Consider the following 13,770-nt stretch of genomic DNA (forward strand, 5'->3'; position numbering starts at 1 on the left):
AAAGAAAAAAAAAAAAACGACAGCAAAAAAAAGGAATAAACCCCGCCTGTGAAACCAACTAACGACAATTTATCATGCAGCGTCAGCAAGCTTTGATTCACATGCTCCGCAGATTGGTCGGATAATAACCCCGCAATCGGCAGCGGTACTGAATGAAGCTCTTCTTCATTTTTTATAATCGTTAATCCTCCGCCAATTTCCTGCAGCTTATTAACTGCAGCCGCGATATCGGCATCATTTGTTCCAACGGCAATAATATTGTGGGAATCGTGCGAAATGGTTGTTGCAATCGCTCCGCTCTTGAATCCAAATCCTTTCACCACACCAAGTCCGACTTCTTTTAATCCTTTATGCCGCTCAATGACTGCAATCTTTAACAAATCGAGCTCGGTGTCAGGCTCAAAAACGTGTACATCAGGAGCCGGAACATGTACCAATCGTGTTTCAAGCTGGTTTGGAATGATTTGAATCACATTGATTTGCTGATTTGAATTGATTGGCATATGAAAATTCTGTTCTTTAAGAGGAGCAGCAAGCTTAACAGAATCGAGCAGTGCCGGTTCTGGAGCTGCAGCTGGAGCGCTATCTTGATAGACTGCTTTTTTGCCTTCAGCAACAGTCTGTCCTTTTACCATCGTCATTGTGACTGTGACGTTTTCCAGATCAGAAACAAAGAGCAGATCAGCGTCAAAACCCGGGGCAATCGCTCCCCTTGTATCTAACCCGTAGCATTCGGCTGCGTTAAGGCTTCCTAATTGATAGGCTAAAAACGGGTCAAGTCCGGTTTGAATCGCCATTTTTACTTGATGATTTACACTTCCCTCTGACAATAAATCATCCACATGCTTATCATCTGTACAGAAAAAGAAACGGCGCGCGTTCTTTTCATTCACCGCGGGCAGCACTTTTAGAGTGTTTTTTGCGACTGATCCTTCACGCATCATGACATACATTCCCCTTCTAATACGATCAAGGGCTTCTTCCTTCGTCGTTACTTCATGATCGTTCAAGACAAATGCGGTTCTATAAATGTTAATGAGATCTGTTGATAAACCCGCTAAATGACCGTCAATCCGCTTTCCTGCAACGCGGGCATCGAGCAGTTTCTGAACCATATCTTCTTCAGCATGCTGAACCGACACATAATCCATGACTTCAGCCAGTCCCAATACTTCTTGCTCTTCGTAAAAAGGCTTTAAATCAGCAGCTTTGAGTACTGCGCCTGATCGCTCAAAGCTTGCAGCAGGCACACTGGAGGGAAGCATAAAATGGATATTCAGCGGTGTTTGCCGAGCCTGTTCAATCATAAATGCAATCCCTTTTTCGCCAGACACATTCGCTATTTCATGCGGATCGGTAACAACGGTTGTCACGCCATGCGGCAATACCGCTTTAGCGAACTCAATCGGTGTAACCATTGAAGACTCAATATGTACATGTCCATCAATAAAACCCGGAACAACCATTTGTCCCTCTGCATCAATGATTTTTTCGCCTTCATACTCGCCGAGGCCTACAATGACTCCATCTGTAATTGCAATATCTTCATATATCCACTCTTGATTAAATACGTCCATGATTTTTCCGTTCTTAATGACGATATCAGCTTTTTGTCTTCGGGCTGAAGCATTCAGCCTATTGACCAGCGTTTCTTTATTCAAATAGGCCCCTCCTCTTTTTTATTATATGGTACAATATGCTATCGGAACGCCTATGCTTAGTCAATAAAATTTTAAGAAATTGGCGCTCACTTCATTAAAGTTGTTATATTCTGATAATATTAAAAGCCGCCCCTTTGGGACGGCTTTTGTTTTACTGCTATTTTGTATGGAGAACTCTTTTTTCAAAACGGGAAATGTCTGTAACCGAACCAATAACGATGAGAATATCTTCTTGATGTATGACCTCGGTTGCAAGCGGCGATACGATAACTTCCTTGCCCCTTTTGATGGCTACGATGTTAATACCGTATTTCGCACGAATATCTAAATCGAGAAGCGTATTTCCGGCCAGGCGGCTGTTGGCTACGATTTCAACAAGACTATGCTCTTCAGACAGCTCTAAATAATCCAGTACGTTGTTGGATACGATGTTATGCGCAATTCGCTTTGCCATATCGCGTTCCGGATGGACGATGTGATCTGCACCAATTTTAGACAGCACTTTTTCGTGATAATCGTTCTGGGCCTTAACTGTAATGGTGTGAACGCCCAGTTCTTTCAGAATGAGAGTCGTTAAAATACTCGCTTGGATATTTTCTCCGATGGCTACAATGACGTGGTCAAAGTTTCGCAGACCTAAATTTTTCAGGACAGATTCGTCTGTTGAATCACCGATAACGGCGTGAGATGCGATCTTGGCATACTCGTTGACTTTATCTTCATCGATATCCATTGCCATAACCTCTACGCCTTCTTCGCTTAATGCTTTGCAAATACTGCCACCAAAACGGCCTAGTCCAATTACCGCAAATTCTTTTTTCATAGTGGTGCTCCTTTACCTGACATCATATTGATCAAATTTTATCATATTCTTTTGTAACAGTGTTAATTTCGTTAACCTTTTGGCAGCGAATTCATATGCCGCTTAAGCTTGTCAGCAAACCCCGGTGACAAATACAGCTCCGCTCCGCGTTCAATTTCAATCTGGTAGTGCTCAGGCGGGGCAGTTTCCGCTGCTTTTTGAAGGACGAGAAAGGTTAAACAGTCCGTGTAGCGCCTTCCGCCTGCTTCAACATCTACAAATGCCGGCCGATACGTAAGAGATTCAACGCCCTCCCTTTTATATAGATAGGAGAGAGCAGAAAAAGGGATACGGTATAAAAAACCTTCTGTTGTTCCTCCGTCTTCCATCAGATCCGCTCTTGAGCCATCCTCTCTTTTTAGCGTAAAGCGGGTTGTGTATCCTTTTAAAACAGCTCTTCCCACTGGATCTTGAAAATAGTGATCGACTCCCGCCTTTTGAAAGCGGGCATTGTCCATGCAGGACCCATAGGCAAAATAATAAACAGGATTTTGCGATTTACTGATCATCTGATGTTCTTTCCAGTCGCCGCTGCTTATTTTCGGAAAGCCGGCACACTTGTCTTTGTTCATAAAATAAATAAGCGCTTTTTTGATCCCGGTATCCGTTTCTACAAGCACCGTTTGTTGATCATAGCCTTGAAAAAACTGATCGAGCTTATGTATATACAATTCATCTGCTTCATATACTTCGCCGCATATATAGCCTTCATCTTCAAAAACGGCTGCGGGCCCCTCTATTGTAGCAAACAGACATCCCTTCGTTCTGGCCTGCTCATTGATACATGCCGATTGTGCCAGCAGATGATGATTTTTTTCATGCTTTCTTAATGTCCCGTATACAAACAGAAGCGAGTTCATTTTATTTTTCCCCTCTCAGCTGTCTGATGTTAAAGGCAAAACCACTTGAAAGACGCTGCCTTTTCCAGCTTCACTTTCGATTTTCAATTCCCCGTCATGTTCCTTCAAGATTCTCAAACAAATGGCAAGCCCGAGTCCGGTGCCCTTTTCTTTTGTTGAATAAAAAGGTTTGCCTATCTGCTTAAGCTTTTCCTGCGGCATGCCGTTCCCTTCATCTTTGACGCTTATGACTGCATGAGAGGCTGTCTTAGCAGTCGAAATGGTAACGACACCGCCTTTTGGCATTGCTTCAATCCCGTTTTTAATAATATTGATAAAGACCTGCTTCAGCTGATTTTCGTCCCCGTTAATGATACAGCCGTCTGTCTCTTCGAAATTTTTTTCTATGACAATATTGGACAAAATAGCATTGGTATCAAGCAGTGTCGTAACTTGTTTCAAGATCTCATTGAGATGATGTGTTTTAAATGTGACCGCCTGCGGTTTTGCCAGCAGCAACAGCTCGCTGAGCACCAAATCGATTCTTTTAATCTCTGAAAAGATGATGTCAAAATAGCCTTTTCTGTCCGGATATTGTGTTTTCATAATCTGAAGGAAACCGCTGACAGATGTTAAAGGGTTTCTGACCTCATGTGCAATACCGGCGGCAAGTTCACTTGTGATTGACAGTTTCTGTGATTCTCTTGCCAGCCGTTCATTAATCTCAATGAGCTCATCTTCAGCCTCTTTACGCTCTGTGATATCTGACATTGTGCCCAGGCTGCCTGTAAATTGGTCATCCCGGTCGTAGTAAAGCTTATAATGAACTTCTCCCCAAAAAATCGTGCCGTTCTTTGTCACGTATTTTGCCGTAAACATGCCAGAAGACGCTTTGTTTTGGATTTGGGTGTTAATGTGGTCGGCTACGTGCTTTTCTTTTATGAAGTAATCATTATACATCGTTCCCATACATTCATGGATTGAAAAGCCGGTTATTGATGCCCACGCTTGGTTTAGATATGTAATTTCGCCTTTTGCATTCGTTTGAAATACGATTTCCTGCAAATTATCCATGATGCGGTTCTTTTCTTCAGAGAGCTGCTTATACTTCCATTCATTATCCTTCATTTTCTTAACCAGCTGCTGTTTCTCATCAATATAATAAGCCAGCATCCAGACACTTACTATCGTGACCGCAGTATACACAATATCAACAGGCCAATTAATCGGGTTTTTGCCTATAAAATAAAATAAATAATCCCAAAACATAATAAAAATCATTGCCAAAATGATGGAAATGATACGTGCTTGATATTTTCTCATATGACCACCTGCCGCTTGTGTTTCTCTATTTATTGTACCATTCTTCGACAAAAAATTGAGTAAAATATGTAAAGTATCCCAAATCATTCATTACCTGATGTTCATGATGTCGTATCTTAGGCGGCGGTAATCAGAAATTGGCACGCAAAAAAGGCGGAGATTGTATCGCTCCGCCTTTTTTCAACATGATATTATTCTTTTAAAGCGGCTTGAATTTCTTCAAGAAGCAGCTGTGCACCTTCTGGGCTTAACGTAATTTTACCGTTGCCGTATTCTTTATTATCTGAAGTGATTTCTCCGGTCATTAAACAAACACCATGAGGTTTGTACTTTTTCAAGATAATTTTATCTCCGTCGACAAAAAATTCAATACTGTCTTTTATGGCAATATCCAGTGCCCGTCTTAATTCTATCGGCATAACAATACGGCCTAATTCATCTACTTTTCTCACAACACCTATTGATTTCATAAAAACCCTTCTTCCTTTAAATGTTTCTTTTCTCATGTAATGTTTAAGGATGTACCTCAATATATCGTAGACGTACGAAACTAAGAAAAAGTTTCCCGCTTTCTATAAGAATTACAAGATATTTTTTCCATAAAACCGAGAAATGTATTACTTCTGTTACACAGTTCCGCGTTTTTTTACAAAAACATTTCTTTCCCGACGCACACCCCCAAAAATCGCTTCATTTCTTAGAAACTTTAAATGTAGAATCATATAAAATCAGGATAGAGATTGGGTGAAGACATGTTTCAATCAACTGAAATCGGGATTGACTTAGGAACAGCTAATATACTTGTTTACAGCAAAAATAAAGGAATTATCTTAAATGAACCATCTGTTGTTGCCGTGGATACAACGACAAAAGCAGTACTTGCTATCGGAGCTGACGCAAAAAACATGATTGGCAAAACGCCGGGAAAAATTGTCGCTGTCAGACCGATGAAAGATGGCGTTATCGCAGACTATGATATGACAACTGATTTGTTAAAGCATATTATGAAAAAAGCCGCAAAAAGCATCGGCATGTCGTTCAGAAAACCGAATGTAGTCGTTTGCACACCGTCAGGCTCAACAGCAGTAGAACGCCGCGCCATCAGTGATGCAGTGAAAAATTGCGGCGCGAAAAACGTCCATTTAATTGAAGAGCCAGTAGCAGCCGCAATCGGAGCGGATTTACCGGTTGATGAGCCGGTTGCCAATGTGGTAGTAGACATCGGCGGAGGGACGACAGAGGTCGCCATCATTTCCTTCGGCGGCGTTGTTTCCTGTCACTCTATCAGAATCGGCGGAGACCAGCTTGATGAGGATATCGTTTCTTTTGTCCGGAAAAAATACAATTTGCTGATCGGGGAACGCACAGCTGAGCAGGTGAAAATGGAAATTGGCCATGCCCTGATTGAGCATGTGCCGGAAGCAATGGAAATTCGGGGACGCGACCTCGTGACAGGCCTTCCAAAAACCATTATGCTTCAATCTAACGAAATTCAAGATGCCATGCGTGAATCTCTCCTGCATATTCTTGAAGCCATCAGAGCTACACTTGAAGACTGCCCGCCTGAATTGAGCGGAGATATTGTTGATCGCGGCGTTATTTTAACGGGCGGCGGCGCGCTTCTTAACGGGATAAAAGAATGGCTCACAGAAGAGATTGTAGTGCCTGTACACGTGGCGCAAAATCCGCTTGAATCTGTGGCAATCGGCACAGGCCGTTCTTTAGAAGTGATCGATAAGCTTCAAAAGGCGATAAAATAGTCTTTTCCTGCAAAAATCTCACATGCAGAAATTTCTTGCTTCTTTTTTCCTCACTCCCTTCATATTGTGGGAAATGGAGAAACGTTAAGGAGGAAACAGATGCTAAGAGATTTAGGAAGAAGAGTAGCGATCGCAGCCATTTTAAGCGGAATCATTCTTGGAGGCATGAGCATTTCTTTGGCAAATATGCCCCATTCGCCTGCAGGCGGCACTGTAAAACTGAATCATCCATAATATCGAAAAACCCAAGACATGTTGTTTTGGGTTTTTCACTTTGGCCTCCTTTCTTTCCTTTATAGGATTATATTTGATATGATGAGAAAAAAGCTTGAGGAGGAATGATTCATGGATTCATTTTCACAGAAATTAAATACATATGCACAACTGGCGGTAGAAGTCGGCGTAAACGTCCAAAAAGGCCAGTATGTAGTCGTAAATGCTTCAACAGATGTACGGGATTTTGTCCGCTTAATTGTGAAACATGCATATGAAAAAGGCGCAAAAAATGTAACGGTGAATTGGCAGGATGACGAAGTCGCCAAATTCAAATATGAACTCGCGCCGTTTGAAGCATTTGAAGAATACCCTGAATGGGAAGCAAAAGGCAGAGAAGAGCTTGCTAAAAAAGGAGCTGCTTTCATCTCTGTCGTGTCGTCAAACCCAGACTTACTAAAAGGTGTAGATTCCAAACGGATTGCTGCATTCCAAAAAGCAGCAGGCAAAGCATTACATACATACAGACAATATATTCAATCGGACAAAGTCAGCTGGACTGTCGTAGGTGCGGCATCAGCAGGCTGGGCTCAGAAAGTGTTTCCTGGCAAATCAGAAGAGGAAGCGATTCAGCTTCTGTGGGAAGAAATTTTTAAAGCAACGCGCGTAAACGAAGACGACCCGGTACAAGCTTGGATCAAGCATGATCAAAATCTTCATGAAAAAGTTGACCATTTGAACGAGAGACATTATGCTGCTTTACATTATCAAGCAAAGGGAACTGATTTAACCATTAAGCTGCCGAAAAAGCATGTATGGGCAGGCGCGGGCAGCGTAAATGAAAGCGGCCATGAGTTTATGGCCAATATGCCGACAGAGGAAGTATTTACGCTGCCGCAAAAAGATGGAGTCGACGGAGTCGTATCGAGCACAAAACCGTTAAGCTACGGCGGAAATATTATCGAAAACTTCAGCCTCACTTTTGAAAATGGCCGTATAGTCGACATTAAAGCCGAAAAAGGCGAGGACATTTTAAAAGAACTGGTGGAAACAGATGAGGGTTCTCACTATTTAGGTGAAGTGGCACTTGTTCCTTACGATTCGCCTATATCACAATCAAATATTCTTTTCTATAACACATTGTTTGATGAAAATGCGTCAAATCATTTGGCGATCGGCAGTGCCTATGCCTTTAACATTGAAGGCGGAAAGCAGATGTCTCGTGAGGAGCTTGTCAAAGAAGGCTTAAATGAAAGCATTACACACGTGGACTTTATGGTTGGTTCTCAGGATATGAACATTGACGGAATTACAGCAGACGGTAAAAGAGAGCCTATCTTCAGAAACGGAAATTGGGCTTTTTAATAAACAAAAGGAGGCTTTCGCCTCCTTTTTATTTTTCTGCTTCATACATTTGCAGATTGGCATAAACCGTTTCTAATATAGGTGCCGCAAGAGATAAACGCTTTGCTTTTTCAAGTAAAAAGCCGTGCAGGTGGTGGCCTTCAGTCGTTTGTCCCTTTTCCATGTCACGAAGCATGGAGGACTTCATATGATAAGACATGCTTAACATCGTCCGGAAGCTCTCTTCCTCAAGACTCGGATCAGCCGGAACGCCGTCTTTTCGCAAAATAGAGCCAATCTCTCCAATAAGAGTTTGAGCCGTGTGACGTCCGCCTTCTGTTTCGAGGATCGGGCCAAGCGGCCTTTGAAATAACGTTGTGATCCCCGATTGCGCGGCAATAAACAGATACTTTTTCCAAATGTCCTTCTCGATATGATCGCTGATGATGACTTCTGCCTTCACGCCTGAAAACGCCTCTTCAAGCGCTGTTATTCGTTCCGTACGCTCACCGTTCCATTCTCCGAATACAAAACGATGCGATGCGCTCGTATGATGAATTTCTCCCTTGTTGTCTAGGGCACTTTCTATAAAACACAAACCGCCCAGCACCTGTTCTTTTGAAAATGCCGCAAACAGCTGCTCGTAGTGTCGGTACCCGTTTAAGAAAGGGATAATGACAGATTCGCGATTGATAAACGGTTTGACATCGTTTATCACTTGACCAAGTGAATATGCTTTAGAAGCGATGATAACGACATCAAACTGCCCTGTTTCTCCAGCACTGATTAATGCGGGCTGAAATGATACATTCCCCTTTTCACTATGAATGGCAAGCCCGGTTTCTTTTAACTGCTCAGCTCTCTTTTGGCGTACGAGAAATGTCACATCATTGCCTTTCTCTGCAAGCCGTCCGCCAATATACCCGCCTACTCCTCCTGCTCCGACAACTAAAAAATTCATGTCGTATCCCCTTTCATATTTATGTAGCAAAAAAAGCAGAGGAATCTCTGCTTTTTTTATCACGCGTATAGTTCAGTCAATTTTTTCTGCACATCAGCATTTTCAAGGAACTCATCATAGCTCATTTGCTTATCGACGATGCCGTTAGGTGTAATTTCTATAATTCTGTTGGCAATGGTCTGTACAAACTGATGGTCATGGGATGTAAACAGCATAGCGCCTTTAAAGCTGATTAAGCCGTTATTGAGCGCTGTAATGGATTCTAAGTCTAAATGGTTGGTCGGCTCATCCAAAATTAAAATATTGGCGCCAGAAAGCATCGCTTTCGAAAGCATACAGCGAACCTTTTCTCCCCCGGATAGTACATTTGCTTTTTTGTGGACTTCTTCGCCGGAGAACAGCATGCGACCTAAGAATCCGCGTAAAAAGCTCTCACTTTGGTCGTGAGGAGAATATTGGCGAAGCCAGTCTACAAGATTCAGATCACTGCCTTCGAAATATTCGCTGTTGTCTTTTGGAAAAAACGCTTGAGATGTTGTAACGCCCCATTTATACGTTCCGCTGTCAGCTTCCATTTCCCCGGAAATGATTTTAAACAGCGTAGTAACAGCCAGTTCATTGCGGCCAGTAAAAGCAATTTTATCTTCTCTATTCATAATGAAGCTGACATTGTCGAGCACTTTTACGCCATCGATTGTTTTCGTTAAGCCTTCCACCCGAAGAACATCATTTCCGATTTCCCGTTCCGGCGTAAAGTTAACGTAAGGATAGCGGCGGGAAGACGGTTTAATATCATCCAGCGTAATTTTTTCAAGAAGTTTCTTTCTTGATGTTGCCTGCTTAGATTTAGACGCATTGGCGCTGAATCTAGCGACAAACTCTTGAAGCTGTTTAATTTGCTCTTCTTTTTTCTTGTTCGCTTCTTGAGAAAGCTTTAACGCCAGCTGGCTTGATTCGTACCAGAAATCATAGTTTCCGACATAGATTTGGATTTTGTTAAAATCAAGGTCAGCGATGTGTGTACACACTTTATTTAAGAAGTGACGATCATGGGATACAACAATAACTGTGTTTTCAAAGTTAATCAGAAACTCTTCCAGCCACTGAATCGCCTGAAGGTCCAAGTGGTTCGTCGGCTCATCAAGCAGCAGAACATCCGGCTTGCCGAATAATGCCTGGGCCAAGAGCACTTTTACTTTCTCTGAACCGCCAAGGTCTTCCATCTTCTTCGTATGAAGATCTTCTGAGATTCCAAGGCCTTTTAGAAGGATCGCAGCTTCACTTTCCGCTTCCCATCCGTTCAGCTCTGCAAATTCACCTTCGAGCTCAGCAGCACGAATTCCATCCTCATCTGAGAAATCAGGCTTCATGTAAATAGCGTCTTTCTCCTGCATGACTTCATACAGGCGTTTGTGACCCATAATGACCACTTTCAGCACTTCATACTCTTCGTACTCAAAATGGTTCTGCTTCAAGACGGCAAGACGCTCGCCAGGACTCATATGAACGTCGCCTGTCTGAGGCTCAATTTCGCCTGATAACACTTTCAGAAACGTTGATTTACCGGCACCATTTGCACCAATTAACCCATAGCAGTTGCCTGGGGTAAATTTAATATTGACATCTTCAAATAACTTGCGATCTGCAAACCGCAAGCTTACATTATTTACAGCAATCATTTATTATCCTCCATCATGTCTATCATCAATAAAAGTATACCATGAATGCAGGGCAAGAGAAATGATTCCCTGATAAAACAGAGAGAAAACACTTATACACTCAAAGCGGCCAGCTATGTTACAATGAAGCAGAGAGAATGCATCCGGCTGGAAAATTACACTCTCATGGAGGAACACGTTGAGGCTTTTAACACTTACTGAATACTGCTTATTAATCTTTTTTACGGGCTTTTACCTTGCCGTAACAGGCTTTACCGCCAAAGATATCGGCTTATATATTGGCATAGCCCTTATTTACATATTTTCGCACATTTTCTCTAAACGACTTTTAGAAAAGCGCGGAAAAGAGAACAAACAAGTTCACCTTTTCTTCAGTGTGCTGGCCATTATCGGTTCAGTGTTCATCACGGTATTATGCATTGCATTAGTTGCTTCTTTTTCAAATTAAAAAATGCCTGCTGTCCAAAGGCCAGCAAGGCGTTTTTATTTTGTTTGACGCATTTCGTTAAACGGGAAAAAGACAAACTTCGATGTACCGACAATCCGGTCTTCCGCAATCAGTCCCAGCCCGTTTCGGCTGTCCATTGAATTCAGCCGGTTATCTCCCATGACAAAATATTTGCCTTTTGGAACCTTAACCGGTCCAAAGTCGCCTGTCAGACTGACACCAAGTTTTTCTGCTTCCTTTTTGTTTTTAGACAAGTAAGGCTCGGCTACTTTTTTTCCGTTTATATAAAGCGTGTCATCCTTCATTTGAACGGTTTCTCCAGGCTTTCCGATCAATCTTTTTACATAATGGATTTTTGACGTCTCACCGTTGATAATGACGATATCTCCGCGCTGCAGTTCGCCGATATAGTTGACTGTTTTATTCACAAACAGCCTTTCTCCATCATGTAATGTGGGATACATAGATGAACCTTCAACTAAATAAGGCTCAAACAAAAAGTGACGGATCAGGAGAGCCAGCAGAACAGCGATGACAATCGCTTTTCCCCATTCCAAGTACGTATTGGTTTTTTTCTTCGCCGTTTTTTCAGTTTTCGTGTTTTTTTCCTCGGTCAAAGTGTTTCCTCCTAGACGATTGCTATGTCAGTTGTTTCCCTTCTTTTACTTTATCATAAATGATGATAAAGTACATAACTTAACCGCGCTCCCGCCAGCAGGATAAAGAAAAAGCGTCCTTTCGAATGAAGGACGCTTTTTTTCTTATTTCTCTGTAACAGGTTTTTTTAAGATACCGAGGATAATTGCCATCACGACAGCACCGATCACGATACTTAATAGGTAAAGCAGCGGGTGGTTTGTAATGAAGGCTACGAATACTCCTCCGTGAGGGGCCGGAAGCGTTACACGGAAGAATTCTGTTAATCCGCCGGCAACAGCTGCACCAACGACAGCAGCTGGAATGACGCGAAGCGGATCAGCCGCAGCAAACGGGATCGCTCCCTCTGTTACGAAGGCAGCACCCATGAAGTAGCATGTAATACCTGCTTCACGGTCACGCTGAGAGAACTTGTTTCGGAAAATTGTTGTTGCAAGTGCGATACCAAGCGGAGGAACCATACCGCCGGCCATGATCGCTGCATGAGGCGCATAGTTGCCTGCATCGATCATCGCGATACCGAACGTAAAGGCTGCTTTATTAAGCGGGCCACCCATATCGATCGCCATCATACCGCCCAAAATAATACCCATTAATACTAAGTTTCCAGTACCAAGGCTTTCAAGCCAGTTTGTTAAGAAATCCATAAATGCCGCTACCGGTGTATTCACAACGAAACGCATGATAATACCAGTTAAGAAAATACCAAGCAGCGGATAAATTAATACAGGTTTCAGTCCGTCAAGTGACTGCGGAATAAAGACGAATGCTTTTTTCAAAAGAACAACGATATAACCAGCCAGGAATCCGGCAATTAAACCGCCTAAGAATCCAGCATTTGCTTGAGTTGCCATAAATCCGCCGACCATACCAGGCGCAAAACCAGGACGGTCTGCAATACTCATTGCGATGAATCCGGCAAGAACAGCCACAATTAATCCTAATGCATTGTCACCGCCGATAAACTTAAGAGCTGCAGCAAACGTATTGTAAGTAGGATCATCCGGATTGGATGAATTAATTCCCCAGAAGAATGAAATGGCAACGAGGATACCGCCGCCGACTACGAACGGAAGCATGTTGCTGACACCGCTCATCAAATGCTTATAAAATGCGCTTCCGATGCTGTTGCCAGACTTGCCTCTTGCTTCATCTTCATCGTTTGAAGCTGAAGAAGCACCGCCGCTTCCTTGATAAATCGGCGCATCTTGATTCATCGCTTTTTCGATAAGCTCTTGCGGGCGTCTGATACCTGCTGTAACAGGTACTTGAAGCACGCGCTTGCCTTTAAAGCGCTCCATTTCAACCTGCTTGTCCGCTGCGACAATGATTGCAGGTGCCTCTTCAATTTCTTGGGCAGTCAACTTGTGCTTAATACCGCTTGACCCATTTGTTTCGACCTTAATGTCCACACCAAGCTCTTTCGCTTTTTCTTTAAGGGCATCAGCAGCCATGAATGTGTGTGCAATACCTGTCGGACATGCAGTAACTGCTAAGATTTTTCCTTTTCCGGCAGGTGCTGGTGCCGCTTCTTCTTCCTCTTCCTCATCGTCATCATCTTTATCGTGCTGATTAATAATGTCGATGATGGCATCTTCTGACTCAGCTTCAAGGAGCTGCTTGCGGATTTCTTCACGCATTAGCAGCGTTGAAAGTCTTGACAATGCTTCAAGGTGAGTGTTGTTTGCGCCTTCAGTCGCAGCAATCATGAACACCAAGTGAGCCGGCTGACCGTCTAATGATTCATAATCGACACCGTCTTTAGAACGTCCAAACGCAATCGCCGGGTTGATAACGCTTGCCGTTTTCGCATGCGGGATAGCGATTCCTTCACCAATACCCGTTGAGCTCTGGCTCTCACGATTTAAAATGGCTTCTTTGTAGGCTTGTCGGTCATTTAACTTTCCAGCCTTATCAAGAACAGTGACCATTTCGTCAATAACATTTTCTTTTTCTTTGCTCTCAATATTAAGCTTTATCGTATGCTTCGTTAAAAGCTCAGTTATTTTCACTTTTGTTTCCT

Annotated in this window: 13 protein-coding genes; 4 read left to right on the forward strand and 9 right to left on the reverse strand. The window is 42.8% G+C overall.

Annotated elements, in window-relative coordinates:
* From ade to abhA, 5 genes are all read right to left on the reverse strand, one after another.
* Nucleotides 1-1,661: adenine deaminase (ade, locus tag BSI_RS0121195; RefSeq protein ID WP_032732094.1), on the reverse strand; the 1,661-nt coding region annotated here is incomplete at its 3' end.
* 157 nt (nt 1,662-1,818) lie between these two features.
* Entirely contained in the window at nt 1,819-2,484 is a 666-nt protein-coding gene (ktrC, locus tag BSI_RS10710) for a Ktr system potassium transporter KtrC (protein WP_003222311.1), read from the reverse strand.
* A 71-nt stretch (nt 2,485-2,555) separates the two neighbouring features.
* Nucleotides 2,556-3,383: a gamma-glutamylcyclotransferase family protein gene (locus BSI_RS10705; protein WP_003238861.1), complete on the reverse strand. Its 828-nt coding sequence runs from the start codon at nt 3,381-3,383 to the stop codon at nt 2,556-2,558.
* 15 nt (nt 3,384-3,398) lie between these two features.
* The gene (gene kinC / locus BSI_RS10700) at nt 3,399-4,685 is read right to left on the reverse strand and encodes a two-component sensor histidine kinase KinC (protein ID WP_003238862.1); all 1,287 of its coding nucleotides are present in this window, start codon (nt 4,683-4,685) and stop codon (nt 3,399-3,401) included.
* 191 nt (nt 4,686-4,876) lie between these two features.
* A complete protein-coding gene (gene abhA, locus BSI_RS10695) occupies nt 4,877-5,155 on the reverse strand; it encodes a transcriptional regulator AbhA (RefSeq protein WP_003238863.1) in 279 nt (92 codons plus the stop codon).
* A gap of 282 nt (nt 5,156-5,437) precedes the next feature.
* Here abhA and mreBH point away from each other — a divergent pair, with 282 nt between their 5' ends.
* From mreBH to BSI_RS10680, 3 genes are all read left to right on the forward strand, one after another.
* Entirely contained in the window at nt 5,438-6,445 is a 1,008-nt protein-coding gene (gene mreBH / locus BSI_RS10690; protein WP_029316824.1) for a cell shape-determining protein MreBH, read from the forward strand.
* Nucleotides 6,446-6,544: 99 nt separating this feature from the next.
* Nucleotides 6,545-6,679: a protein YkpC gene (locus tag BSI_RS10685; protein WP_003238865.1), complete on the forward strand. Its 135-nt coding sequence runs from the start codon at nt 6,545-6,547 to the stop codon at nt 6,677-6,679.
* Between the two features lie 111 nt (nt 6,680-6,790).
* On the forward strand, nt 6,791-8,023 hold the full coding sequence (locus BSI_RS10680) for an aminopeptidase (protein WP_003238866.1): 1,233 nt from the start codon (nt 6,791-6,793) through the stop codon (nt 8,021-8,023).
* Between the two features lie 28 nt (nt 8,024-8,051).
* On the opposite strand, the gene BSI_RS10675 is transcribed toward BSI_RS10680, so the two are convergent.
* Nucleotides 8,052-8,963, reverse strand: coding sequence for a ketopantoate reductase family protein (locus BSI_RS10675; protein WP_003238869.1), 912 nt, complete (start codon nt 8,961-8,963; stop codon nt 8,052-8,054).
* 59 nt (nt 8,964-9,022) lie between these two features.
* Entirely contained in the window at nt 9,023-10,642 is a 1,620-nt protein-coding gene (locus BSI_RS10670) for an ABC-F family ATP-binding cassette domain-containing protein (protein ID WP_003238870.1), read from the reverse strand.
* Between the two features lie 178 nt (nt 10,643-10,820).
* Here BSI_RS10670 and BSI_RS10665 point away from each other — a divergent pair, with 178 nt between their 5' ends.
* Nucleotides 10,821-11,090 carry a hypothetical protein gene (locus BSI_RS10665; RefSeq protein WP_003222329.1) on the forward strand — a complete coding sequence of 90 codons (270 nt, stop codon included), beginning with the start codon at nt 10,821-10,823 and terminating at the stop codon, nt 11,088-11,090.
* 35 nt (nt 11,091-11,125) lie between these two features.
* Here the strand turns inward: BSI_RS10665 and sipT are convergent, their stop codons facing one another.
* Together sipT and BSI_RS10655 are read right to left on the reverse strand one after the other, a co-directional pair.
* The gene (gene sipT, locus BSI_RS10660; RefSeq protein WP_003238872.1) at nt 11,126-11,707 is read right to left on the reverse strand and encodes a signal peptidase I sipT; all 582 of its coding nucleotides are present in this window, start codon (nt 11,705-11,707) and stop codon (nt 11,126-11,128) included.
* A gap of 144 nt (nt 11,708-11,851) precedes the next feature.
* Nucleotides 11,852-13,759 carry a PTS fructose transporter subunit IIABC gene (locus BSI_RS10655; RefSeq protein WP_003238875.1) on the reverse strand — a complete coding sequence of 636 codons (1,908 nt, stop codon included), beginning with the start codon at nt 13,757-13,759 and terminating at the stop codon, nt 11,852-11,854.
* Nucleotides 13,760-13,770: the final 11 nt, after the last annotated feature.

Source organism: Bacillus inaquosorum KCTC 13429, assembly GCF_000332645.1.
In the GTDB taxonomy this organism is placed as follows: Bacteria; Bacillota; Bacilli; order Bacillales; family Bacillaceae; genus Bacillus; species Bacillus inaquosorum.